The organism is Achromobacter sp. E1 (assembly GCF_037039475.1).
Classification (GTDB): domain Bacteria; phylum Pseudomonadota; class Gammaproteobacteria; order Burkholderiales; family Burkholderiaceae_B; genus Achromobacter; species Achromobacter mucicolens.
The window spans coordinates 962087-986108 of sequence record NZ_CP146253.1 but is presented as its reverse complement, the minus strand read 5'-3'; the positions used below and the strand labels follow the sequence as shown (position 1 = coordinate 986108).

General features: G+C 67.2%; 19 protein-coding genes. 12 read left to right on the top strand and 7 right to left on the bottom strand.

Annotated features, from left to right (window positions below):
* Positions 1–679 precede the first annotated feature (679 nt).
* The 3 genes from V6V88_RS04495 to V6V88_RS04485 are packed head-to-tail and all read right to left on the bottom strand — an operon-like array spanning position 680 to position 5257.
* Positions 680–2107 (bottom strand): efflux transporter outer membrane subunit, encoded by a 1428-nt coding sequence (locus V6V88_RS04495; RefSeq protein ID WP_338619549.1) that lies wholly within the window; start codon positions 2105–2107, stop codon positions 680–682.
* Between the two features lie 5 nt (positions 2108–2112).
* The gene (locus V6V88_RS04490) at positions 2113–4071 is read right to left on the bottom strand and encodes a MacB family efflux pump subunit (RefSeq protein WP_338618120.1); all 1959 of its coding nucleotides are present in this window, start codon (positions 4069–4071) and stop codon (positions 2113–2115) included.
* Position 4072: 1 nt separating this feature from the next.
* Complete coding sequence (locus V6V88_RS04485; RefSeq protein ID WP_062840310.1) at positions 4073–5257, bottom strand: efflux RND transporter periplasmic adaptor subunit; 1185 nt, start codon at positions 5255–5257, stop codon at positions 4073–4075.
* A gap of 313 nt (positions 5258–5570) precedes the next feature.
* On the opposite strand from V6V88_RS04485, the gene V6V88_RS04480 reads away from it, so the two are divergent.
* From V6V88_RS04480 to purU, 6 genes are all read left to right on the top strand, one after another.
* Complete coding sequence (locus tag V6V88_RS04480; protein WP_128830020.1) at positions 5571–6779, top strand: MFS transporter; 1209 nt, start codon at positions 5571–5573, stop codon at positions 6777–6779.
* Between the two features lie 2 nt (positions 6780–6781).
* Positions 6782–7438: a gamma-glutamylcyclotransferase gene (locus V6V88_RS04475; protein WP_108005390.1), complete on the top strand. Its 657-nt coding sequence runs from the start codon at positions 6782–6784 to the stop codon at positions 7436–7438.
* A gap of 114 nt (positions 7439–7552) precedes the next feature.
* Positions 7553–8182, top strand: a complete 630-nt coding sequence (gene pdxH / locus V6V88_RS04470; RefSeq protein WP_338618117.1) for a pyridoxamine 5'-phosphate oxidase — start codon at positions 7553–7555, stop codon at positions 8180–8182.
* A gap of 69 nt (positions 8183–8251) precedes the next feature.
* Entirely contained in the window at positions 8252–8776 is a 525-nt protein-coding gene (locus tag V6V88_RS04465; protein ID WP_056321038.1) for a flavin reductase family protein, read from the top strand.
* Entirely contained in the window at positions 8773–9882 is a 1110-nt protein-coding gene (locus V6V88_RS04460) for an NAD(P)/FAD-dependent oxidoreductase (protein WP_062840307.1), read from the top strand. The genes V6V88_RS04465 and V6V88_RS04460 overlap by 4 nt, the downstream gene beginning before the upstream one ends.
* A gap of 41 nt (positions 9883–9923) precedes the next feature.
* Entirely contained in the window at positions 9924–10778 is an 855-nt protein-coding gene (purU, locus tag V6V88_RS04455) for a formyltetrahydrofolate deformylase (protein WP_056321032.1), read from the top strand.
* Positions 10779–10781: 3 nt separating this feature from the next.
* Here the strand turns inward: purU and V6V88_RS04450 are convergent, their stop codons facing one another.
* Positions 10782–11693 carry a LysR family transcriptional regulator gene (locus V6V88_RS04450; RefSeq protein ID WP_338618111.1) on the bottom strand — a complete coding sequence of 304 codons (912 nt, stop codon included), beginning with the start codon at positions 11691–11693 and terminating at the stop codon, positions 10782–10784.
* 120 nt (positions 11694–11813) lie between these two features.
* Between V6V88_RS04450 and V6V88_RS04445 the strand changes: the two genes are divergently transcribed.
* The 4 genes from V6V88_RS04445 to V6V88_RS04430 all read left to right on the top strand — a co-directional run bounded on the left by V6V88_RS04445 (position 11814) and on the right by V6V88_RS04430 (position 17282).
* Positions 11814–13514 (top strand): acyl-CoA dehydrogenase family protein, encoded by a 1701-nt coding sequence (locus V6V88_RS04445; RefSeq protein ID WP_338618108.1) that lies wholly within the window; start codon positions 11814–11816, stop codon positions 13512–13514.
* A 70-nt stretch (positions 13515–13584) separates the two neighbouring features.
* Positions 13585–14562: a tripartite tricarboxylate transporter substrate binding protein gene (locus V6V88_RS04440; RefSeq protein WP_338618106.1), complete on the top strand. Its 978-nt coding sequence runs from the start codon at positions 13585–13587 to the stop codon at positions 14560–14562.
* A gap of 14 nt (positions 14563–14576) precedes the next feature.
* Entirely contained in the window at positions 14577–15704 is a 1128-nt protein-coding gene (locus V6V88_RS04435) for a CoA transferase (protein ID WP_338618103.1), read from the top strand.
* Positions 15705–15890: 186 nt separating this feature from the next.
* Entirely contained in the window at positions 15891–17282 is a 1392-nt protein-coding gene (locus V6V88_RS04430; RefSeq protein WP_056321019.1) for an APC family permease, read from the top strand.
* 66 nt (positions 17283–17348) lie between these two features.
* On the opposite strand, the gene ggt is transcribed toward V6V88_RS04430, so the two are convergent.
* On the bottom strand, positions 17349–19109 hold the full coding sequence (gene ggt, locus V6V88_RS04425; protein WP_338618097.1) for a gamma-glutamyltransferase: 1761 nt from the start codon (positions 19107–19109) through the stop codon (positions 17349–17351).
* A gap of 127 nt (positions 19110–19236) precedes the next feature.
* Between ggt and V6V88_RS04420 the strand changes: the two genes are divergently transcribed.
* Positions 19237–20202 (top strand): LysR substrate-binding domain-containing protein, encoded by a 966-nt coding sequence (locus V6V88_RS04420; RefSeq protein ID WP_338618096.1) that lies wholly within the window; start codon positions 19237–19239, stop codon positions 20200–20202.
* Positions 20203–20280: 78 nt separating this feature from the next.
* On the opposite strand, the gene V6V88_RS04415 is transcribed toward V6V88_RS04420, so the two are convergent.
* Complete coding sequence (locus V6V88_RS04415) at positions 20281–21273, bottom strand: tripartite tricarboxylate transporter substrate binding protein BugE (RefSeq protein ID WP_338618093.1); 993 nt, start codon at positions 21271–21273, stop codon at positions 20281–20283.
* 242 nt (positions 21274–21515) lie between these two features.
* Here V6V88_RS04415 and V6V88_RS04410 point away from each other — a divergent pair, with 242 nt between their 5' ends.
* Positions 21516–22412: an AEC family transporter gene (locus tag V6V88_RS04410; protein ID WP_338618091.1), complete on the top strand. Its 897-nt coding sequence runs from the start codon at positions 21516–21518 to the stop codon at positions 22410–22412.
* A gap of 67 nt (positions 22413–22479) precedes the next feature.
* On the opposite strand, the gene fumC is transcribed toward V6V88_RS04410, so the two are convergent.
* On the bottom strand, positions 22480–23877 hold the full coding sequence (gene fumC / locus V6V88_RS04405; protein ID WP_056321003.1) for a class II fumarate hydratase: 1398 nt from the start codon (positions 23875–23877) through the stop codon (positions 22480–22482).
* Positions 23878–24022: the final 145 nt, after the last annotated feature.

Here is a 24022-nt window from a genome sequence, read left to right as displayed (position 1 = left end):
AGAGACTGCCGTCATGCCAAAGATGTGCCCCAAGGGTGTCAGACACCGGCGCACTTTTCGCCACCCGTCCAGATCCCGGAGGAACTCACGAACAAGGTGCCTAACAAGGTGTCTGACACCCTGCAGAGACTGCCGTCATGCCAAAGATGTGCCCCAAGGGTGTCAGACACCGGAAGCAGCGGCGTCCGGCCCCCACCGCAAGCGCGAAGCGTCATCCCCGGCCGCAAGACACCGCGTAAGCGCCCGGAGGCCGCCCGCGCGGCCAACCGGGCGCGGGCCCCGCAAAATGCTTCAAAGCCGCGCAAACCCAGGCAAGAACCTTAAGAACCCCACCCGCCCCAGCGCCCGCCAAGCTGAACTCACCCGAGCCCGGCGTGGCGGCGGCCTGGGGTGCGCGGGGCGTGTAGATGCGCCCGAGGGAATCGGAAGGCAGTCGCCGGAGGCGACAACGACGATGACAACGGGGTAGTCCGGAGCGAAGGCTCCGGACCGCAATCGTAGCCCCGCGCGCCCCAGGCCGCCGACGCGCCGGGCGTCAAAAGAACCACGATCGACGCCTGCCCCCGGCTGCCAACGCCAACCGCCGCGCCGGGCGTCTTAAGAACGCCTCCACCGAAGTCCAAAGCTCCTGCCCAAAAAAGCGGCATCAGCGCATCTCAACCCCAGCGCAAGCGAAAAATCACATCCGCAGCCCATCCCCGTCAACAGCCACCACATCATCCCCACCCAACGCCTGATAAACCGTCACCTGATTCACCAACCGGTTCAGCATGTTCTCGTCCCGCGCCACCTCGGCCACCCGGCGCTTTTCCTGCGCATCCAGCCAATCCCGCAGCGGCACCGCCCCCGCCCGGTACCGTACTTCGTACAGCCGCTCAGCCTCCCGAGCCGCCCGCAAAGACAGATCCAGCTGCTGCGCCCGCACCGACAACTGCGTGCGATTCGACAACGCGTTCTCCACATCCGCCATCGCCTGATACAGCGCCTGCCGGAACGTCACCACCCGTTCCTCGTAATCCGTCTTCGAGATCTTGATGTTCAGCTGCATCTGATTCCACTGCAGGAATGGCAGCGTCAACCCCGCGCCCAGCGTCCCGATCGGATTCTTCAGCACATCCGACAACGTCGGGCTCGAACTGCCCAGCGCCCCCGTCAACGTCACCGGCGGATAAAAGCTCGCCCGTGTCGCATCCACGTTTGCCAGCGACTCCCGCAACCGCAGTTCCGCTGCGCGCAGGTCCGGGCGGCGCCCCAGCAGCTCCGCCGGCACACCCGCCCGCGCCTCGGGCAATGCGCTGGACGGCAGCCGCGCCGGATCCGCCGTGATGCGATCCGGCGGACCATCGAAAAGAATCGTCAGCGCATTGATGTATTCCACCCGCTGCTGCACCAGCAGCGCATGCGCCGCCTGCTGGCTTGCCACCGTCTGCTCCGCCTCCGCAAGCTCCAGGGCCGACGCCCCGCCCGCCGCGTACTGCGCCCGCACCAGATCCTGCGTGCGGCGCGCGTAGGCAATGCTCTCCTCGCTGCTCGCGATGCGCTGATTGATGAATGCCGTCTGCCAATACAGCGTCGCCGTCGTGCCCACCAGCGACAGGGCCGCGCTCTGGCGGTCCTGTTCCGTCGCCAGCGCCTCCCACTGCGCCGCGTCGCGCTGGCGCGCCAGCTTGCCCCAAAGGTCGACCTGATAGCTCACCGTCAGCTCGGCCGAATTGGCTCGCGTGATCGTCCGGTCGCCATACAGATTGCGCACCCGCGACACGTTCGCGTCGCCACCGAACTGCGGCATCAGCTGGTCGTCCGCCAATCCCGCCTGATACTGCGCCCGGCGCACGCGAATCGCCGCCGCCGCCAGATCGTTGTTGCGTGCAAGCGCCTCTTCCACCAGCCCGTTCAACACCGGATCGTCGAAATTGCGCCACCAGGCCCCGCCCTCCGCCAGCCACGCTTCTGCGCCGGCATCCGAAGCCGGACGCGCGTGGGTCCAGGACGCCGGCACGCTCGCGGCCGGCGGCTCGTAATCGGTGCGCAGCAGGCCGCCGCAGCCGCCCAGCGCCAGCAGCAGCGCCACGCCCAGCGGTTTGCACAAAAAAGAAACTGCTCTCATCTTCCTCATTCCCGGGCCAACGCCTCGACGGGATCCAGGCGCGCCGCATTGCGCGCCGGCAGATAGCCAAAAATCACACCGATCAGCGTCGAGCACGTGAATGCCGCCACCATCGATGCCGTGGAATAGATCATCTGGAACGAGCCGCCCGTGGCCTTGCTGACCAGCACGCCCAGTCCCAGCGACAGCAGGATGCCGACCGCGCCGCCGATCAGGCACACCAGCACCGCCTCGATCAGGAACTGCTGCATGATGTCGCTGCGCCGCGCGCCCACCGCCATGCGCACCCCGATCTCGCGCGTGCGCTCGGTGACCGATACCAGCATGATGTTCATCACCCCGATGCCGCCCACCATCAGCGAAATCAGCGCGATCAGCGACACCAGCAGAGTCATCGTCGCCGTCGTGCGTTCGATCGTCTTGCGCACCGCGTCCGTGTTGAACACAAAAAAGTCCTTCACCACGTGCCGGCGCGTCAGCACCCGCACGATGGCCTGCTCGGCCGCGGCCGGCGGCGTCGCGTCGTTCACGCGCACCGTGATGCTCTTCAGGTGCTGCTGCCCCAGCACCCGCGACAGCGCCGTCGTGTACGGGATCCACACGTTCAGCGAATCATTGTTGCCGAACACCGTGTCCTTCTTTTGCGTCACCCCGATCACCCGCGCCGGCATCGACCCCAAAAAGATCACCTGCCCGATTGGTTCGGTGTGCGACCCGAACAGCGCGCGCCGCGTGCCCTCGTCGATCACCACTTCCTGCGCCCGGCGCGCCACGCTGGTCTCGTCGAAGAACTTTCCTTCAGCCAGCTTGATCGCGCGCACGCGGAAGTACTGTTCGCCCACGCCCTGGATCGAACCGTTCACCGACACATTGCGGTAGCGCAGCGTATTGCTCGTGCCCACTTCCGGCGTCACGCTGTCCACATACGACTCGCGCGCCAGTGCGTCGGCATCGGCCGGCACCAGCGTGCGGATGTTCACCGCCTTTTCATCGCCGAAGTCCTTGCCCGGGAAAACCTCGACCGTGTTCGTGCCGATCGCGCTGATGTCTTCCAGGATCTTGCGCCGCGAGCCCTCGCCCAGCGCCACGACCGACACCACTGCGGCGATGCCGATGATGATGCCCAGCATCGTCAGCGACGTGCGCAGGCGGTGCGCGTTCATGGCCAGCAAGGCCATGCGCAGCGCCTCGCCGCAGCGGTCCAGATAGGCCTGCCACGCCGGGCGCTGGGCCATGTCCGGGGTCTCGTCCCGCGCCATCTGATGGCGCGGCGCGTCCGGATTGCGCTTGTCCGCGACAATCTCGCCGTCGCTGATCTCGATGATGCGCTGGGCGTGGCGCGCCACGTTCATATCGTGCGTGACGATGATGATCGTGTGCCCCGCCGCGTTCAGTTCCTCCAGGATGCGCAGCACTTCCTGGCCGGTATGCGTGTCCAGCGCGCCAGTGGGCTCGTCGGCCAGGATGATGTCGCCGCCGTTCATCAGCGCCCGCGCGATACTCACGCGCTGCTGCTGGCCGCCCGACAACTGGCCGGGCCGATGGCCGGTGCGAGCGGCCAGCCCCAGCCGCGCCAGCAGCGCAGACGCGCGTTCCAGCCGCGCCTCGCGGCGCTTGCCCGCGTAGACGGCCGGCACCTCCACGTTGCCCTGCGCGCTCAGGTCCGCCAGCAGGTGGTAACGCTGGAAAATGAATCCGAAGTGCTCCCGGCGCAGTTCGGCCAGTTCGTCGGGGTCCAGTTCGCCGGTGCTGCGGCCGCCGACCTTGTAGTCGCCGCGCGTGGGCCGGTCCAGGCAGCCCAGGATGTTCATCAGCGTGGACTTGCCCGAGCCGGACGCCCCCACGATGGCGACCATCTCGCCCGCCTCGATCGACAGGTTGACGTCCTTCAGGACCGCAATCGTCTGGTCGCCCGCGGGAAACTCGCGGCGCACGCCAGACAGGGAAATGAGCGGGCCGCCCATGTCAGGCTCCCGGCTTGGCGGCGGCCGGCGAGGAATCCGCCGACACGACGCGTTCGCCCACCTCCAGGCCTTCCAGCACCTGCGCCTGCACATTGTTGTTCATGCCGATGCGCACTTGCCGCGTCTCGGTCTTGTTGCCGTCCAGCACCACGCGCACCTCATAGCGCCCATCCTTGCCGCGCTTGCCCAGCGCCGAGGCGGGCACCACCACGGCGTCCTTCGCCTCGCCCAGCACAATGAAGACCTGCGCCGTCATCGAGATGCGCAGCTTCTCGTCCGGATTCGGCACGTCGAACAGGCCGTTGTAATAGACCGCGGCGCTGGTGGAGGTGCTGGAGGAGGAGGTCAACGAAGACGCCGCGTCTTCCTTCTGGATGGAATCCGGGGCCGGTTCCACCGCGCGCAACGTGGCGCGGTAGCGCTCGTCGGGTTCGCCGAGAATGGTGAAGTAGACCGGCAGGCCCGGCTTGACCCGCGTCACGTCCGCCTCGGAGATCTGCGCCTTGATCGTCATGGTGTCCACCTGTGCCACCTTGATGATGGTGGGCGCGCTCTGGATCGAGTTGACGGTCTGGCCTTCCTTGGTGACCACCGCCACCACCATCCCGTCGATTGGCGAGACGATCCGCGTGTAGCCCAGGTTGACCTGCGCGGTGTCGACCTGGATCTCGGCCTGGGCGATCTGCGCGTCCAGCGAGGCGATCTCGGCGCGGGTCACGGCCAGCGTGGCCTCGGCCGTTTCGTAGGCCTCGCGCGAGCTGGCGTCGGCCGCCAGCATCTGGCGCTGGCGCTTGAACGCCAGTTCCGCCTGTTTCAGCGTAGCCACCTTGGCGGCCCGCTCGGCGCGCCGGGTCTGCAGCGCAGCTTGCGCGTTGCGCAGCTCGTTCTGCTGGGTCAGGTCGTCGATCTCGGCCACCAGCTGGCCCTTCTTCACCCGGTCGCCCAGTTCCACCTTCAGGGACTTCAACTGGCCGGTGGCCTGCGCGCCAACGCTGACCCGCTCGATGGCATCGATGGTGCCGCTGGCCAGCACGCTGTCCTCCAGGTCCGCGCGCGACACCTCGGCCACGGCAAACGTGGGCGGCGGCGGGGCCGAGAAGAACGCGGCGCGCGCGCCAAAAACGAGAAGCAGGAGGATGGCGGCTATCAGGGCGTAGCGCTTGAACTTGCTGCGGGACTTTTTCATTGAACCTGGACGATGGGAACGGCGGGCGCCATCTGCGGCGCCGGTGATGCGGCAAAAAAAGCGGTGAAAACCAGAGACGGATTGCACCGTGCGGAGGGTTCCGTTGCGTGAACGATACAACGATCCCCAATAGGTTGCGGAACCGTTTTACCGCACCTGCCGTGAACGTGCCGTCATCTTGCCGAATAAACGCGGGACTTGTCCGCTAGAGCCTGTTAACTCCATAGAGTGACTAGTCACCCGATGACGCAGCGCAAAAAAGCGTCGCCTCGACATAGACAGATGTTACGAACAGAATGAGTGCAGTTAAGCCGTGTCTACCTCCAACAGATCCCCCTCCTCGCCATCCAGTTCCCCGGAATTTTCCGGGGCAGTGCTTTTGTGCCTGCTGGCAATGATGAATCATGTGGCGCTGACCGGGGGACGGATTACCGTTTCCCTGACGGCGCTGCAGATGGGGCTGTCCACGTTCACGGTCGGCACGCTGGTCGCCGTGTTTGCCGTCCTGCCGATGCTGTTCTCGGTGCGCGCGGGACGCTGGGTGGACCGCGTCGGCATCGTGCGTCCGCTCGTCATCGGCACGACTTTGGTCGCCTTCGGCACGCTACTGCCCTCCATCTCGCAAACCCAGTCCGCGCTGCTGGTGGCGTCCTGCGCCATCGGGATCGGCTTCATGCTGCACCAGGTGGCCACACAGGATCTGCTGGGGCACGCCGAGCCCGAGCAGCGGCTGCGCAACTTCTCCTTCATGTCCCTGGCGCTGGCCGGGTCGGGCTTCTCGGGTCCGCTGATTGCCGGACTGGCGATCGACCACCTGGGCACGCGGACGGCATTCGGCCTTCTGGCGGTCGGCCCGCTGCTGTCGGCGGTCGGCCTGTACAGCCTGCGTCATCAATTGAAGGCCGTGGATGCGGCCATCACGGGCGTGCGCGAGGCCCAGCGCCGCCGCGTGACCGAATTGCTGGCCGTGCCCGCGCTGCGCCGCATTCTCATGGTCAACACGATTTTGTCCGGCGCCTGGGACACCCACCTGTTCGTCGTGCCGATCTTTGGCGTGGCGATCGGGCTGTCCGCCACCACCATCGGTCTCATTCTTGCCTCGTTCGCGGCGGCAACGTTCGTCATCCGCCTGATTCTGCCCCTTATCCAGCGCCGCGTCCGGTCCTGGACCCTGGTGCGCGTGGCGATGGCGACCGCGGCCATCGACTTCATGCTTTACCCGCTGTTCACCGACGTTACCGTCCTGATCGTGCTGTCTTTCATCCTGGGCCTGGCCCTGGGCTGCTGTCAGCCCAGCATGCTGGCCCTGCTGCACCAGCACTCGCCCCCCGGCCGCGCGGCCGAGGCAGTGGGCCTGCGCATGGCGCTCATCAACGGTTCGCAGGTCTCCCTGCCGTTGACCTTCGGGGCGCTGGGTGCGGTAATTGGCGTTGCCCCGCTTTTCTGGGCCTACTCCGTGGCGCTGATGGCCGGGGGCTGGGCCAACCGCAACCCTCCGCACGAGTCTGAACGGAATACGTAGTCGTGAACAAGCAGTCATCCCACTCTGACCTCTCCGGCGCCACGCTGCCCTTCCGGCTCTGGACGCCCGAGGAACGGCAAGCCTCGCTCGACGACGCGCTGCGGCACTGGCCGGCTGGGGAAGATGTGTGGGTATTCGGGTACGGATCGCTTATCTGGCGGCCGGATTTCGACTTCATGGAACGCCGCCTGGCGACGCTGCGGGGCCACCACCGGGCGCTTTGCCTGTGGTCGCGGGTGAACCGGGGCACGCCCGAGTGCCCGGGACTGGTGTTCGGCCTGGACCGCGGCGGTTCCTGCCGGGGCGTGGTGTACCGCCTGGCCGGCGAACAGGTCCCCCATTACTTTCCCGCCCTCTGGGAGCGCGAGATGTCCACCGGCGCCTATCTGCCCCGCTGGATCAACTGCGCCACGGACGAAGGCGTCGTCCGGGCGCTGGTCTTCATCATGAACCGCGACAATCCCGCCTATATCCGGGCCCTGCCCGAGGCGGAACTGCTGGCCATCGTGCGCCGCGCGGCGGGACGCTACGGTCCCTGCACGGATTACGTGGTGCAGACGGCCCAGGCCTTGCGGTCCGCCGGCATCCACGACGCCCGGCTCGACGCCATTGCCCGCCGGCTGGAGCTGGACGGCCACCCGCTGCCCGAGGGCCCGTGACGCGCCCACGCGGCTGGAGGCGGCAAACTTGTCCGGGGCCTGCGCGGGGTCAATGAGGGGCCGGTCTCCCAGGCGGTATAAACTCCGTGTTATCAACGCTGAACCCCCAAGACCATGTCCGTCTCTGATCTGCGTCAAAGCTACGAAAAGAATGTGCTGCTGGAAAGCCAGGCAGCCCCCTCGCCGTTCGAGCAATTCGCCCGTTGGTTCGACGAGGCCCTGGCCGCCAAGGTGCCCGAACCCAACGCCATGACCCTGGCCACGGTGGACGCCAGCGGCCAGCCCAGCGCCCGCATCGTCCTCATCAAGGGGTTTGACGAGCAGGGTTTCACGTTCTTCACCAATTACGAATCGCGCAAGGGCCTGGACCTGCAAGCCGAGCCGCGCGCCAGCCTGCTGTTCTTCTGGCAGCCGCTGGAACGCCAGGTCCGCATCGAGGGCGTGGTCGAAAAGGTGGCGGCCGAAGAGTCGGACGCCTACTATCACAGCCGCCCGGCCGGCTCGCGCATCGGCGCCTGGGCTTCGCGCCAGAGCCAGCCCATCACCCGTGAAGAGCTGGAAGCCCGCGAAAAGGAATTCCGCGAGCGTTTCGGCGAACAGCCGCCGCGTCCGCCGCACTGGGGCGGCTACCGCCTCAAGCCCACGGCCTTTGAATTCTGGCAGGGCCGCCCGTCCCGCCTGCACGACCGCCTGCGCTACGTGGCGGACGGGGCGGGCTGGAAGATCGAACGCCTGTCTCCCTGATACGGGGCGCCCCGACGCGGGGCGTCCATCCGCCGGGCGCCTCCTGCGCCCGACCGAACTGTCTATTGCATGTCCGCCTCCTCCCCTGATTTCGACTCCGTCTTCTTTCGCACCGCCTTGGGCCGATACGCCACCGGCGTGACGGTCGTGACGACCACCGGCCTGGACGGCGCCCCCATCGGCCTGACCGTCAGCTCGTTCAACTCGGTCTCGCTGAATCCGCCGCTGGTGTTGTGGAGCCTGTCGCTGGGCTCGTCGTCGCTGGACGCCTTCGAACAGTGCGAACGCTACGTCGTGAACGTATTGAGCGCCGACCAGATCGCGCTGGCGCGCCGCTTCGCGACGGGCAAGACGCGGGACCGTTATGCCGGGCTGCAGGTGCACCATGCCCCGGGTGGCACGCCGATGCTGGACGGCCACTGCGCCGCCTGGTTCGAATGCCGCAACCGCAGCCGCTACGTCGAGGGAGATCACGTCATCATGGTCGGAGAAGTCGAACGTTGCGGACATAGCGGCGAACCGCCGCTGGTCTTTCACGCCGGCGGGTTCGATCTGACGCCGGCCGGCACCCGCGCCGAAAAGGCCAAGCCATGAGCGCGGACGTCGATTGCGTCGTCATCGGCGCCGGCGTCGTCGGCTTGGCCATCGCCCGGGCGCTGGCCCAATCGGGCCGCGAAGTCCTGGTGGCCGAAGCCACCGAGGCCATCGGCACCGGCACCAGCTCGCGCAATTCCGAAGTCATCCACGCCGGCATCTACTACCCCGCCGGCAGCCTGAAGGCGCGCCTGTGCGTGCGCGGCAAGCATCTGCTGTACGCGTACTGCGCCGAACGCGGCGTGCCGCACAGCCGGCTGGGCAAACTCATCGTGGCCACCAGCCCCGAGCAAGCCACCCAGCTTGAAGGCATCGCCCAGCGCGCCCGCGCCAACGGCGTGGACGACCTGCAATTCATTTCGGGCGAAGAAGCCATGCGCCTGGAACCGGCGCTGCAATGCACCGCCGCGCTGGTGTCGCCGTCGACCGGGATCGTCGACAGCCACGCGTTGATGCTGTCGTTCCAGGGCGACGCCGAGAACGCGGGCGCCCAGTGCGTCTTCCATACGCCGCTCGCGTCGGGCCGCGTCCGGCCTGAAGGCGGCTTCGAGCTGCAATTCGGCGGCGACGACGCCATGAGCCTGACCTGCAACGTGCTGATCAACTCGGCCGGCCTGCAAGCGCCCGCGCTGGCGCGCCGCATCGAGGGCGTGCCGGCGGACAGCATTCCCGCCGATTACCTGTGCAAGGGCAGCTATTTCACGCTGTCCGGCCGCGCGCCGTTCTCGCGCCTGATCTACCCGGTGCCGCAGCATGCCGGGTTGGGCGTGCACCTGACGCTGGACATGGGCGGCCAGGCCAAGTTCGGCCCCGACACCGAATGGGTGGACACCGAGGACTACACCCTCGATCCCTCCCGCGCCGATGTGTTCTACGAAGCCGTGCGCAGCTATTGGCCCGCCCTGCCCGACGGCGCGCTGGCGCCCGGCTATACGGGCATCCGCCCCAAGATCTCCGGTCCGCACGAACCGGCCGCGGACTTCGTCATCGCGGGGCCCGCCGTTCACGGCGTGCCCGGCCTGGTGAACCTGTTCGGCATCGAATCCCCCGGGCTGACCTCCAGCCTGGCCCTGGCGGAAGAAACCCTGGCGCGCCTGTCCGCCTGACCCCGCCCGCTTCCCTTTTTTCTCATTCAGCCATTCCTGCCATGCAGCACAACGACTACATCCTGACCCTGTCCTGCCCCGACCGCACCGGCATCGTCTACCGCGTCAGCGGCCTGTTGTTCGAACTGGGTTGCAACATCCTGGATTCGCAGCAGTTCGGCGACGAAGAGACGGGCCGCTTCTTCCTGCGCGTGCACTTTGACCTTCCGGTCAGTGCGTCCGCCGACGACCTGCGCGCCCGCCTGGACGCGATGTCCGCCGACTACGGCATGGAGCTCAAGCTGCACGACGCGCGCCGCAAGGAGCGCCTGCTCATCATGGTCAGCAAGCAGGGCCACTGCCTGAACGACCTGCTGTTCCGCGTGCACAGCGGCCATCTGCATGCCGAAGTGGCGGCCATCGTCTCGAACCACAACGACTACGCCAGCCTGGCGGCAACCTACAACATTCCGTTCCACTACCTGCCGGTCACGCCCGACACCAAGCTGGAACAGGAAAAGCAGGTGCTCAAGATCGTCGACGAGGCAAACATCGACCTGGTCGTGCTGGCCCGTTACATGCAGATCCTGTCGGCCGACATGTGCCGCGCCCTGACCGGCCGCGCGATCAACATTCACCACAGCTTCCTGCCCAGCTTCAAGGGCGCGCGCCCTTACCACCAGGCGCATGCGCGCGGCGTGAAGATCATTGGCGCCACGGCGCACTACGTGACGTCGGACCTGGACGAAGGCCCGATCATCGACCAGGACATCGAACGCGTCGACCACACGATGACGGCGCAGGACCTGACCCAGGTGGGCAGCGACATCGAATCCCTGGTGCTCTCGCGCGCGGTGCGCAGCCACGTCGAACACCGCATCCTCCTGAACCGCAACAAGACCGTCGTGTTCCGCTGATTTTCAGGCCCTTGCAGGGGCGGGTTGCAACGGCGCAAACGCCTGCGCCACCAGCGCCACCGCGCGCTCCTGCAAGGGCGAGCGCGCCGCATCCGGCCAGATCACCTGGCTGATCGAGCGCGCCTCGTGCTCGAACGCGATGAATCGCGTGCCCGCCAGCCCGCTGCGCGACAGGCAGGCCGGCACGATCGACACCCCCAAGCCCTGCGACACCAGCGAGGCCACGCTCAGCCAGTGGCGCACCTCGTGCCGGATCGCCGGCATGAAGCCGGCCGACACGCACATGGCCAATACCGTTTCGTAATAGCTGGGCGACGCCGCGCGCGCGAAGAAAACGAAGTCGTCCCGCGCCAGTTCCGTCAGCCGCAGGGTCTGGCGATCTGCCAGCGGATGCGCATCGGGCAGGCACACCACGAAGGGCTCGGCCATCAGGTCGCGCGCCTGCACGCCTTCCGGCACCGGATTGGCGTGGATGAAGCCCAGGTCCTGCTCGCCGCGCCGCACCGCCTCGATCTGGTCGTTCGAGTTCAGTTCGGTCAGCACGTGTTCCACGTCGGGCAGTTCCTTGCGCATGTCGTTCAAGAGCGCGGGCAGCCCGCGATACAGCATGGACCCCACGAAGCCGATGCGCAGCCGGCCGCGCAGGCCCGCATCCACCTGGCGCACCAGCGTGCGGACCTCCTCGGCCTGGCGCAGCAGGATCACCGCTTCGTGGTACAGCGCCTGGCCGGCGTCGGTCAGCTCGACGTGCCGGCTGGTGCGGGCCAGCAGGCGCGCGCCGATGTTCTCTTCCAGTTGGCGGATCGCGTAGCTGAGCGGCGGCTGCGAAATATGCAGGCGCGCCGCCGCCCGGCTGAAATGGCGCTCTTCGGCCACGGCGATGAAGTAGCGCAGCAGACGCGGTTCGAGATCCATGCGTCCCTCCTTTGGACATATCTATATTTATTTTGGATTGATCTACATCAAAACAGTATTTGAGTAGATGAATCAACCCCCGCAACATAGGGCATCTCCCGTCCCGACCCGGATGCCGCCATGGATACGCCCGTCTTGCCTGTTGCCGCCACCGTCACGCCCGTACCGGACTCCCGGGGGCTGAATCTGTTCGATGCCGACCCCTACGCCGAGGCGCTGAGCCGACGCTACCTGCCCGCCGAGCTGCATGCGCACCTGCTGCCGCATCTGAGCCGGTTGGGCGAACTGGCCGGCGGCGTCATGGACGAACTGGCGTCGGTTGCCGACAAGCACCCGCCCACGCTATCGGTGCGCAGCCGCGCCGGCACGGACGAATCCCGCATCGACAAGCATCCCGCCTACGTCGAACTTGAACGCCTGGCCTACAGCGAATTCGGCCTGGCGGCGCTGTCCCACCGGGGCGGCGTGCTGGGCTGGCCCGAGCCCATGCCCGCCGCGGCCAAGTACGCGCTCAGCCATCTTTTCGTGCAGGCCGAATTCGGCTTGTGCTGCCCCGTCAGCATGACCGACTCGCTGGCGCGCACCCTGCGCAAATTCGGCGATCCCGCGCTGGTCGAGCGCGTGTTGCCGCAGGTGACTTCGCAGGATTTCGACACGCTGCGCCAAGGCGCCATGTTCATGACCGAACAGGGCGCGGGCTCGGACGTCAGCGCCACCGAGGTCACGGCCCAGCCGCAGGATGACGGCACCTGGCGCATCCACGGCGACAAGTGGTTCTGCTCGAACCCTGACGCCGGTTTCGCAATGGTGCTGGCACGCAGCGAACCGGACGCGGGCCTGAAGGGCGTGTCGCTCTTTCTGCTGCCGCGCGACCTGGCCGACGGCACGCACAACCACTACCGCATCCTGCGCCTGAAGGACAAGCTGGGCACGCGTTCCATGGCCAGCGGCGAAATCCGCCTGGAGGGCGCCGTCGCCTGGCTGGTCGGTGAACGCGGCCGCGGCTTCAAGCACATGGCCGACATGATCAACAACTCGCGCCTGTCCAACGGCATGCGCGCCGCGGGCCTGATGCGCCGCGCGGTCACCGAGGCCATCTACGTATCGCAGCACCGCCGCGCGTTCGGCAAGCGCCTGATCGACATGCCGCTCATGCAGCGCCAGCTCGTCAAAATGATCGTGTGGGCGGAACAGGCGCGCAGCGTCATGTTCCAGACGGCGCGTGCGCTGGCCGACGCCGACCAGGGCGCGGCAGACCCCGCGCTGGCCCGGATCCTGACGCCGCTGATCAAGTTCCGCGCGTGCCGCGACGCGCGCAAGGTCACGGGCGACGCCATGGAAGTGCGCGGCGGCTGCGGCTACATCGAGGAATGGACCGAGCCGCGCCTGGTGCGCGACGCGCATCTGGGCTCGATCTGGGAAGGCACCAGCAACATCGTCGCGCTGGACGTGCTGCGCGCCATCAAGAAAGAAAACTCCCTGCCGGCGCTGCGCAGCCACATCGACCGCCTGCTGGCGGATGGCGCGCCCTGCCCACCCGAACTGGCCGGCATGCAGGCCAGCGCCCTGGAAAAGACCTATGCGCTGGCGGAACACGCCGCGCAGGGCGACCATGCGCAGCTGGCCCGCCAGGCCGCGTCGCTGCTTTATCACGCCGTCTCCATGGCCGCGCTGCGGTGGGAAGCCACCGGCGCGGGATTGGAAACCCGCGCACGGCTGGCCGACCAGGTGCTGCTGCACCGCCTGGCGCCGCGCGACCCTTACGCCATCCCGCCTGACGAAAGCGCGGCCTGCCAGGCCATCCTGCAATACGCGTTGTAGCACCTGTCAGGGCTTTCGCGGTAACCCGACGCCGGCGGCACAGCCGGCGCGTCATCCACTGGAGACACCCATGAAACGCTATTTTGCCCCCCTGTTCCTGGCGGCCGCCGCCATCACCGCCACGCCCGTCGTGGCAGCCGACGCCTTCCCCACGGCCCGGCCGGTCACGCTGGTGGTGCCCTTTCCGCCGGGCGGCCCCACCGACGCGCTGGCGCGCCGCCTGGCCGAAAAGCTGCGCGAGCCGCTCAAGCAGAACGTCATCGTCGAAAACCGCAGCGGCGCGGGCGGCAACATCGGCTCCGAATATGTCGCCTCGGCCAAGCCCGACGGCTACACCATCCTGTTCGGCACGTCCGGCCCGCTGGCCATCAACGTCAGCCTGTACAAGAAGCAAAACTACAACCCCGAGACCAGCTTCGCGCCCATCATTCGCATCGGCCACCTGCCCAACATCCTGGTGGTGAACCCCTCGGTGCCCGCCAACAACCTGCAGGAACTGATCGCCTACGCCCAGAAGAACCCGGACAAGCTGAGCTACGCCTCGTCCGGCAATGGCGCGTCGTCGCACCTGGCCGGCATCCTGTTCAACCGCATGGCCGGCACCAAGATCATGCACATCCCGTACAAGGGCACCGGACCCGCGCTGAACGACCTGCTGGGCGGACAGGTGTCGATGTCGTTCACCGACATCCTGACCGCGCTGCCCTACATCAAGGCGGGCAAGCTGCGCCCCATCGGGCTGGCCAGCGCCCAGCGTTCGGATGCGCTGCCCGACCTGCCCACGCTGTCCGAACAGGGCCTGAAAGGCTATGACGTCAGCGTCTTCTTCGGCATCGTCGCCCCGAAGGACACGCCCGCCGATGTGGCGAACACGCTGAACCAGGCCTTCAAGACCGCCCTCGCCGATCCCACGATCGCGCAGACGCTGCGCACGCAGGGCATCGTCGAGGCGCAGGACAAGACGCCGCAGGGCCTGTCCAGCTTCATCACCACCGAAGTCCCCAAGTGGCGCGAACTGATTCAGAGCGCCAACGTTTCCATCGACTGACGCGAAGCATAGCCATGGCCCAAACCCTACCCAATGCCGGCGCCCTCGCGGGCTGCAAGGTGATCGATCTGTCGCGCGTGCTGGGCGGCCCGTACTGCACCCAGATCCTGGCCGACCACGGCGCCGACGTGCTGAAGATCGAGCCGCCCGGCGGCGACGAGACGCGCGGCTGGGGCCCGCCCTTCCTGGGCGAGACCGCCTCGTATTTCGTCGGCGTGAACCGCAACAAGGACGGCATGACGCTGGACCTGTCGCAGCCCGCCGGACAGGAACTGCTGCGCCACCTGCTGGCCGACGCCGACGTGCTGGTCGAGAACTTCAAGCCCGGCACGCTGGAAAAGTGGGGCCTGGGCTACGACGACCTGAAGCAGGCCTTCCCCGCGCTCATCCACTGCCGCGTCAGCGGTTTCGGCTCGGATGGTCCGCTGGGCGGGCTGCCCGGTTACGACGCCTGCGCGCAGGCCATGTGCGGCCTGATGAGCGTGAACGGCGAGGCGGACGGCGAGGCAACCCGGGTGGGGCTGCCGGTCGTGGACATGGTGACGGGCCTGAACGCGGCCGTGGCCATCCTGCTGGCGCTCAACGAGCGCACGCGCAGCGGGCTGGGACAATTCCTGGACATCACGCTGTACGACTGCGCGCTGTCGCTGCTGCACCCGCATGCGCCGAACTACTTCTACAGCGGCAAGGTGCCGCAGCGCAGCGGCAACGCGCACCCCAACATCGCCCCCTACGAAACGCTGCCCACCGCAAGCGGCCCGATCTTCCTGGCCGTCGGCAACAACCGCCAATTTGCAATGCTGGCCCGCACGCTGGACGCCCCCGCGCTGTCCGACGACCCACGCTACGCCACCAACGCGGACCGCCTGCGCAACCGCCAGGCACTGCGCGATGACCTTGCCGCCCTGCTGGCCCGCCATGAGGCGGCCACGCTAGCGGACCAGCTGCTGCGCGCGGGCGTGCCCGCCGCCGCCGTGCAGACGGTGGACCAGGCATTGGCTCATCCGCACACCCGGCATCGCGGCATGGTGCTGGAACAAGGCGATTACAAGGGCGTGGGCTCGCCCATCAAGCTGTCGCGCACGCCCGCCACGCTGCGCAAGCTGCCGCCAGACCTGGCGCCGCCATCTGGGCAGGACTGATCCCGCATCGATGACCCGCCCGGCGCCCGCCGGGCTTTTTTTTCCCAAGCGAGCCGCCGCCCCGCGCGCAACAACTTAGACATTTGGTTTCAGCACGCCGCCCGATTGCCGCCTTAGACTTTTTTCCGCATCTCGCGTTGCTCTCCGCACGCTTTCCCCGAGCCACATAAGAGGAAATAAAAGACTATGGCCACGAACGACTCACAAGACCACGGCCAGCTGAAACGGGTGATGGGCCCGAAACTGCTGCTGCTATTCATTGTTGGCGACATCCTGGGCACTGGCGTGTATGCGCTGACCGGGCAGGTGGCCGCCGAAGTCGGCGGCGCGGCCTGGCTGCCGTTCCTGGTGGCCTTCGGGGTGGCCCTGCTGACCGCGCTTTCCTACCTTGAACTGGTCACCAAGTACCCGCGCGCCGCCGGCGCCGCGCTCTACGTCCACAAGGCGTTCGGCGTGCATTTCCTGACGTTCATCGTCTGCTTTACCGTCATGTGTTCCGGCCTGACGTCGGCCGCCACCGCCTCGCAGGCCTTCGCCGCCAACCTGTTCGCGGCGATGGGCATCGAGGCCGAAAAGCACTGGATCACCCTTGGCGCACTGGGCTTCATGACGCTGGTCATGCTGGTCAATTTTCGTGGCGCGACTGAAAGCGTGCGCGCCAACGTCGTGCTCACGCTGATCGAGCTGTCGGGCCTGCTGATGGTCATCCTGCTGGGCTTTTACGCCATCTCCGACGGCCAGGCGGATTTCTCGCGCGTCGTCGCGTTCGATACGCCCGAGGACAAGAGCGTGTTCCTGGCGGTGACCTCGGCCACCGCGCTCGCGTTCTTCGCCATGGTCGGCTTCGAGGACTCGGTCAACATGGCCGAGGAAACGCACGATCCCAGCCGCATCTTCCCGAAGGTCATGCTGACCGGCCTGGGCATCACGGCGCTCATCTATGTGCTGGTGTCCATTTGCGCCGTTGCGCTGGTGCCGGTGGGCGAACTGGCCAAGAGCAGCACGCCGCTGGTGCTGGTGGTCAAGCGCGCCGCGCCGGATCTGCCCGTGGAATACATCATGCCGATCATCTCGATGTTCGCCGTGGCGAACTCGGCGCTCATCAACATGATGATGGCCAGCCGCCTGCTGTACGGCATGTCGCGCCAGGGTGTGCTGCCGTCCTTCCTGGCGCACGTGCACCGCAAGAACCAGACGCCGTGGACGGCCATCCTGTTCACGACGGCGCTGGCCTTCGGCCTCATCATCCTGGTCTCGCTGACCGACTCGCAGGCGATCCGCGCGCTGGGCGGCACCACCGCGTTGCTGCTGCTGGGCGTGTTCGCCTTCGTGAACGTCGCGGTGCTGGTCCTGCGGCGCGACAAGGTGGCACATCGCCACTTCTCCATCAACCGCCTCGTCCCGTGGGTGGGCGCCGCCGCCTGCCTGTTCCTGGTCACCCCGCTGACCGGCCGTGACGTGATCCAGTACCAGGTGGCCGGCTGGCTGCTGCTGCTGGGCGTGGTGATGTGGTTCGTGACCTGGCTGGCGCGGCGCCGCGAGTCCAGGATGGAACTGGACCCGTCGTCGCTGGAGTGATACCGCAAGGGCCGCAGGCTCCAGGACCGCTGGCGCGCGGCTGCGCGGCGCGGGTCCGGGCGCGCTTCAGCCGCCCACCGCAAGCCCTTCGCGGCGCGGATCCGCGCCGCCTTCCAGTCCCTTGGCGTCAATGACGATGCCGTGGATGCCGCTGGGAAACTCGGTGATCCGCACCGGGTGTCCCATGCGCTCAAGCTCTGGCGCCAGCGCTTCCAGCGCCGTGCCCTTCTCCAGTTCGGTTTCCTTGTTGCGGCTGCCCATGTTGGGCAGATCGATCGCCGACTGGATGTCCAGATTCCAGTCCAGCACGCCCACCAGCGTCTTGGCGACGTAGTTGATGATGGCGCTGCCGCCCGGCGAGCCCACCAGCAGGTACGGCTTGCCCTCCTTGAGCACCATCATCGGCGCCATCGAGCTGCGCGGCCGCTTGCCCGGTTCGATGCGATTGGCCACGAGCCGGCCTTCGGGGTCCTTGAACGACGACGAAAAATCGGTCATCTCGTTGTTGAGCAGAAAGCCCCGGACGAAGATCTTGCTGCCGAATTCGCTTTCGATCGTGGTCGTCATGGTCAGGGCGTTGCCCTGCGCGTCGACCGCCACCAGGTGGCTGGTGGACGGCAGCTCCAGCGCGTTGTCCTTGCCCAGCGACAGCAGCTTGCCTTCGGGATCGCCGGGCAGCGCCACCTTCATGCTGCGATCCGGCTGGATCAAAGCGCCGCGCGCGCGCAAGTAAGCCGGGTCCAGCAAGGCGCGCACCGGCACGCGCACGAAGTCGGGGTCCGCCACGTAGAAATCGCGGTCGGCAAAGGCCAGCCGGCCCGCTTCCGAGAAATAGTGCACGGCCTGCACCGTGCCGGGCGCATACCGGCTTAGCGGGAATTGCTCCAGCTCGCCCAGCATCTGCAACACGGCGATGGGCCCGCTGCTGGGCGGCCCCATCCCGCAGAGCTGATAGCCGCGGTACGCGCCGCACACCGGATCGCGCGTCTTGGCGCGATAGTCCGCCAGGTCCTTCAAGGTCAGGTCGCCGGGCTTCTCGTGGCCCTGCACCGCCGCCACGATGTCGCGCGCGATGTCGCCCTGGTAGAAGGCGTCGGCGCCCTGCGAGGCCACGGCGCGCAGGGTGCGCGCGAACGCCGGATTCTTCAGCACGTGGCCCACGGGCCACGGCGTGCCGTCCGGCGCGTAGAAGTACGCGGCGGCGGCGGCCTGTTGCGGCAGCGCCTTGTTGCCGGCCAGCAGCGCGTGCAGGCGCGGCGACACCGCAAAGCCCGATTCCGCCAATTCGATCGCCGGCTGGAACAGATCGGCCCAGGGCAGCTTGCCCTGCGCCTTGTGCGCCAGTTCCAGCCCGCGCAAGAGGCCGGGCACGGCGACCGACATGCCGTTGTTGACGGCCTGTGCAAAGGGCAGCGGTTTGCCTTCGGCATCCAGGAAACGGTCAGGCCGCGCAGCCGCGGGCGCGGTCTCGCGGCTGTCGTACGTGCGGATCTGGCCGTCTGCCGCCGAATACACCACCATGAAGGCGCCGCCGCCGATGCCCGACGATTGCGGCTCGACCAGATTGAGCACCAGTTGCGTGGCGATGGCCGCGTCGACCACACTGCCCCCGCGCCGCAGCATGGCTTCGCCCGCGCGGCTGGCAAGGGGGTTGGCGGACACCATCATGAAATGCGGCGCGCGCACGAGCTCGCGCTGCTGGACGCCGCTGGCGGCTTCGGGATTCAGGTCTTCCGCCGCGGGCGTTCGCGCCCAGCTGGCGGATGCGAACGGCAAGCCGGCGATGGCAGCGGCGAGCAGCAGGGCGGCGTGGCGGCGTAGACGCATGGAAAGCTCCGGTGATCGCCGGACGTCCGGCAGGCGTCCATGATAGTCAAAGGCCCGCGCCGCTGCCCATGCGCGCCTTCCGGCTTAGAATCGCGGTTTACGGATCACCAGAGCCCCCGTTTGCGCCATGCGCCTGCGCCACATCGAGATATTCGAAGCGATCCGCCGCACCGGATCCCTGACCGAAGCCGCCGCCGCGCTGCACATTTCACAGCCCGCCGCCAGCAAGTTGCTGGCGCATGCCGAAAGCCAGCTTGGCTTCAAGCTGTTTGACCGGGTGAAGGGCCGGCTGGTCGCCACGCGCGAGGCAGAGATCCTGACGCCCGAGATCGCGCGGCTGAATCAGGACCTGAGCAGCGTGCGCAGGCTGGCGTCCAACCTGCGCGACCGGCCCAACGGCCATCTGCGCCTGGGCTGCGCGCCCGCGCTGGGACTTGGCCTGCTGCCCGGCGTCGTGCGCGACAGCCGCGACGCGCAGCCCGGCATCACATTCGATATCCACACGCATCACAGCGCCGAGCTGGTGCAGGGGCTGCTGACGCGCGAACTGGATCTGGCCATCACGTTCGACACCAACGATTATCCCGGCCTCACGCGCATGGGGCTGGGGCACACCGAGCTCGTGCACCTGAGCCGCCGCGCCGCGCAGGGTCCGCTGCGATTGTCGGAGCTGTCCGAAGCGAGGGGCGTAGAAGCGTCGGGCGCCGGTGCGTCGGGCGCCGGTGCGTCGGGCTCCCCCACGGCAGCCGATACGCTGATCGTGCTGGACGCCAGCGACGCCTCCGGCGCATTGCTGCAATTGGCGCTGGACGCCCAGGGCCTGGCGCCGCAGGTCGCCATCCAGGTGCAGACGCATTACGTGGCGTGCGCGCTGGTGGACGCGGGTTGCGGCGACGCCATCGTCGACGCCATCACCGCGCAAGCCATGTTGCGTCCCGGCATGACCCTGCGCCGCCTGGAACCCGCGCTGCGCGTGCCGATCAGCATCATGACGCGCAACCAGGATCCGCTTTCCGCCCTGCACCGCGACCTGATCGAGCGCCTGCGCGCCGCCTGCGCCGCACTGCTGGAAGGACTGGACGCGCGGGTCTGATAGCCACAAAGCACAACGGGCGCCCGAAGGCGCCCGCTGCAATATCGATCGGGGCAGATTCGCCTGCCCCGCGAAACATCAGTCCAGCTTGATGTTCTGCTTCTTCACCACGTCCTGGGCCCAGTTGAACTGCTCCTGGATTTCCTTGGCGAATTCTTCCGGCGTGTTGCCCGACGGCGCCGAGCCCTGCTCTTCCAGCGCCTTGATGACCTTCGGGTCCTTCAGGGCGACGACGGCGGCGTCACGCAGCTTGTTCACGATGTCCATCGGCGTGTCCTTGGGCGCCAGGAGGCCATACCAGACGGGCTGGTTCAGCACCGGGTAGCCCGCGTCCTTGAACGTCGGAACACCCTTCAGCGTGCCGATCTGCTCGGGCCAGGCGATGGCCATGGCGTTCAGCTTGCCGGCCTGGATCTGCGGCATCGACGACGGCAGGTTGTCGAACAGGATTTCGATCTGGCCGCCAACGGCATCGGCCAGCGCCGGACCCGAACCCTTGTAGGGCACGTGCACGATGTCGGTGCCGGTGGCCATCTTGAAGGATTCGCCCATCAGGTGCAGCACGCCGCAAGTGCCCGAGCTGCCGTACGAGTACTTGCCCGGATTCTTCTTCAGCTCTTCGATGAAGCCCTTGAAGTCCTTGGCGGGGAACTTGGGGTTCACGGCCACGACGTTGGCGGTGTTGGCGAAGTTGGTGACCGGCTGGAAGTCCTTGATCGGATCGTACGGCAGGTCCTTCGGACGGCAAGCGGGGTTCACGGCCATCGTGGAGACGGTGGCGATGGACAGCGTGTAGCCGTCGGCCGGCGCGCGCGCGGCTTCGGCCGCACCGATGGCGCCGCCCGCGCCGCCCTTGTTCTCAACGACCATGGGCTGGCCGAGTTCCTGGCTCATGCGCTGCGTCACGAGACGCGCAATGATGTCGGTGGAACCGCCAGGCGCGAACGGAACGATTACGCGGATGGCCTTGCTGGGGTACTTGTCTGCGGCGTGCGCGACCGAAGCGCCCAAGGTGCCGGCGGCGCCGGTAGCAAGGGCGATAGCCACGGCCAGAGAGCGGACCTTATTCATAGATGTGTTTCCTCCAAGAGTGCGAGCCCGTTTGTAGACGGCCCGTTGTGTGTTGTGTCCGCCTGTAGACGGACCAGCAGATAACGGTGCGGGCGCATTGCTTGTGCGCAGCGTGTCGGCGCTGCATTTATGAGTTGCTTGTGGCACAAGCGCCCGCCAGAATGTCGGAGAATAGCAGCAAACGCTTACACCCGCATAGCGCGCCGGTCACCGCCCGGCGCTCGGCAAAAACCTCTTCTCCCATGTCTGTTGCCCTCCTGGTTTTCCCCGATTTCATGCTGGTCGCGCTGGGTTGGGCGCTACGTCACAAGCTGGGTTTCTCGCGCGAATTCTTCGCCGGAACGGAACGCCTCGTCTACTTCGTGCTGTTCCCCGCCTTGCTGTTCCAGGCGATCGTGCGCACGCCCATCACGGCGGGCAACGCGGCGCTGCTGCTGCAGGCTTCCGCCGCGGTCGTGGCCGCGGGCGTGGCGATGGCGTGGCTGGCGGGCCTGGTCCTGCGGCCCTCCTCCCTCGGGCTGGCCTCGTCGGCGCAATGCGGCTACCGCTTCAACACCTACATCGGCCTGGCCTTGTCGGCCAGCCTGGCGGGCACGCAGGGCCAGACCGTCATGGCGCTGATCGTCGGCTTTGCGGTGCCCATGGCCAACATCGCGGCCGTGTACGGCCTGGCGCGGCACAACGGCGGCAACCTGCTGCGCGAGCTGGCGCGCAATCCGCTCGTGGTCTCCACGCTGCTGGGCCTGGCCTGCAATCTCGCGGGACTGCAACTGCCCGGCCCCGTCGACACCGTGCTGGCGCGGCTGGGCGCGGCGGCGATTGCGCTGGGCATCCTCTGCGTGGGAGCCAGCCTGGCATGGGAAGGCGGCAAGGGCTACGGATCGCTGATTGCCTGGATGCTGGCGGTCAAGCTCGTCGCGCTGCCCGCGGTCGCGCTGCTGGTGGCGCATCTGGTCGGCCTGCCGCCGCTGGAAGCACGCATGCTGCTGCTCTTCGCGGCGCTGCCGACGGCCTCGGCGGCCTACGTGCTGGCGATGCGCATGGGCGGCGATGGCCGCATGGTGGCCGTGCTGATCTCGCTGGGCACCTTGTTCTCGGCCGTCACGATCCCGATGTGGCTGCTGCTGGCCGGCGGCTGACCTTCCCCCCAAAAAAAATGGCCGCCCAGGCAAGGGCGGCCATCTCATGCGGGTGGCACAAGCCAGTTCAAGAGGGCTTGTGCGCGTTCGTCATCGAGCCCGGCACGACCCATTCGGCAAACTGCGCTTCGGTCACATAACCCAGCGCCAGCGCCGATTCCTTCAGCGACAGGCCTTCCTTGTGCGCCTTCTTGGCGATCTGCGCGGCCTTGTCGTAACCAATGTGCGGATTCAGCGCGGTCACCAGCATCAGCGAACGGTCCACGAGTTCGGCAATGCGCTCGTGGTTGGGCTCGATGCCCGCGGCGCAATGCTTGTCGAAGCTGGCCATGCCGTCCGTCAAGAGGCGCACCGACTGCAGGAAGTTGTGGATCACCAGCGGCTTGTAGACGTTCAGCTCGAAGTTGCCGCTGGCGCCGCCGATGTTGATCGCCACGTCGTTGCCCAGGACCTGCGCGGCCAGCATCGTGATGGCTTCGCACTGCGTCGGGTTGACCTTGCCCGGCATGATCGAGCTGCCCGGTTCGTTCTCGGGGATGCTGATCTCGCCCAGGCCCGACCGCGGGCCGCTCGACAGCCAGCGCACGTCGTTGGCGATCTTCATGAGGCCGGCCGCCAGCGACTTCAGTGCGCCGTGGGCAAACAGCAGCGCTTCGTGCGAGGCCAGCGCCTGGAATTTGTTGGGCGCCGAGACGAACGCCGTGCCCGTGGCGTGGGCCAGATCGGCCGACACCTTCGCGCTGAACTGCGGATGCGCGTTCAAACCCGTGCCCACCGCCGTGCCGCCGATGGCCAGCTGGTGCAGGCCCGGCAACGTGGCGCGAATCTGCTGTTCGGCCAGATCGAGCTGCGCCACGTAGCCCGAAAGTTCCTGACCCAGCGTCAGCGGCGTGGCGTCCTGCAGGTGGGTGCGGCCGATCTTGACGATGTCGTAGAACGCGGCGCTCTTTTCCGCCAGCGTGGCGCGCAGCGCCTTCAGCGACGGCAGCAGGCGATGCTCGACCTCGACGGCCGCCGCCACGTGCATGGCAGTCGGGAACGTGTCGTTGGACGACTGCCCGCGGTTGACGTGATCGTTCGGATGCACCTTGCGCGCTTCGCCGCGCTCGCCGCCCAGCAGTTCCGAGGCGCGGTTGGCCAGCACCTCGTTCATGTTCATGTTGCTCTGCGTGCCCGACCCGGTCTGCCAGACGGACAGCGGGAATTCGTTGGGCCACTTGCCAGCGATGACTTCGTCGGCGGCGCGCATGATCGCGTCCGCGATCTGCGCGTCCAGCTCACCCAGGTCGGCATTGACCTTGGCCGCCGAACGCTTTAGCCGCGCCATCGCATTGACCAGCGGCTCCGGCATCTTTTCGGTGGAGATGGCGAAGAAATGCAGCGAGCGCTGCGTCTGGGCTCCCCACAGATGGTCTTGCGGCACCTCGATGGGGCCAAAGGTGTCTTTTTCGATGCGGGTCTTCATGGCGCGTACAACTCCGTGGCGGCGTCAGTCGCGGGCGGCGGGACGCCGTCGGTCACGACATATTGAGAATAAATATCAGTTATAGGTTAGCAGAAACCCGCATTCCTATAATTGCTCCAAACTGTGCTCCGATCCTCGTTTTTTA

What these genes read in the sequence shown, in the direction of transcription:
- V6V88_RS04445 (WP_338618108.1), top strand. Translation starts at nt 11,814, where the DNA reads ATGGATACGCCCGTCTTGCCTGTTGCCGCCACCGTCACGCCCGTACCG.
- V6V88_RS04450 (WP_338618111.1), bottom strand. Translation starts at nt 11,693, where the DNA reads ATGGATCTCGAACCGCGTCTGCTGCGCTACTTCATCGCCGTGGCCGAA.
- V6V88_RS04440 (WP_338618106.1), top strand. Translation starts at nt 13,585, where the DNA reads ATGAAACGCTATTTTGCCCCCCTGTTCCTGGCGGCCGCCGCCATCACC.
- V6V88_RS04490 (WP_338618120.1), bottom strand. Translation starts at nt 4,071, where the DNA reads ATGGGCGGCCCGCTCATTTCCCTGTCTGGCGTGCGCCGCGAGTTTCCC.
- ggt (WP_338618097.1), bottom strand. Translation starts at nt 19,109, where the DNA reads ATGCGTCTACGCCGCCACGCCGCCCTGCTGCTCGCCGCTGCCATCGCC.
- V6V88_RS04430 (WP_056321019.1), top strand. Translation starts at nt 15,891, where the DNA reads ATGGCCACGAACGACTCACAAGACCACGGCCAGCTGAAACGGGTGATG.
- pdxH (WP_338618117.1), top strand. Translation starts at nt 7,553, where the DNA reads ATGTCCGTCTCTGATCTGCGTCAAAGCTACGAAAAGAATGTGCTGCTG.
- V6V88_RS04485 (WP_062840310.1), bottom strand. Translation starts at nt 5,257, where the DNA reads ATGAAAAAGTCCCGCAGCAAGTTCAAGCGCTACGCCCTGATAGCCGCC.
- fumC (WP_056321003.1), bottom strand. Translation starts at nt 23,877, where the DNA reads ATGAAGACCCGCATCGAAAAAGACACCTTTGGCCCCATCGAGGTGCCG.
- V6V88_RS04495 (WP_338619549.1), bottom strand. Translation starts at nt 2,107, where the DNA reads ATGAGAGCAGTTTCTTTTTTGTGCAAACCGCTGGGCGTGGCGCTGCTG.
- V6V88_RS04410 (WP_338618091.1), top strand. Translation starts at nt 21,516, where the DNA reads ATGTCTGTTGCCCTCCTGGTTTTCCCCGATTTCATGCTGGTCGCGCTG.
- V6V88_RS04420 (WP_338618096.1), top strand. Translation starts at nt 19,237, where the DNA reads ATGCGCCTGCGCCACATCGAGATATTCGAAGCGATCCGCCGCACCGGA.
- V6V88_RS04435 (WP_338618103.1), top strand. Translation starts at nt 14,577, where the DNA reads ATGGCCCAAACCCTACCCAATGCCGGCGCCCTCGCGGGCTGCAAGGTG.
- V6V88_RS04460 (WP_062840307.1), top strand. Translation starts at nt 8,773, where the DNA reads ATGAGCGCGGACGTCGATTGCGTCGTCATCGGCGCCGGCGTCGTCGGC.
- V6V88_RS04465 (WP_056321038.1), top strand. Translation starts at nt 8,252, where the DNA reads ATGTCCGCCTCCTCCCCTGATTTCGACTCCGTCTTCTTTCGCACCGCC.
- V6V88_RS04415 (WP_338618093.1), bottom strand. Translation starts at nt 21,273, where the DNA reads ATGAATAAGGTCCGCTCTCTGGCCGTGGCTATCGCCCTTGCTACCGGC.
- purU (WP_056321032.1), top strand. Translation starts at nt 9,924, where the DNA reads ATGCAGCACAACGACTACATCCTGACCCTGTCCTGCCCCGACCGCACC.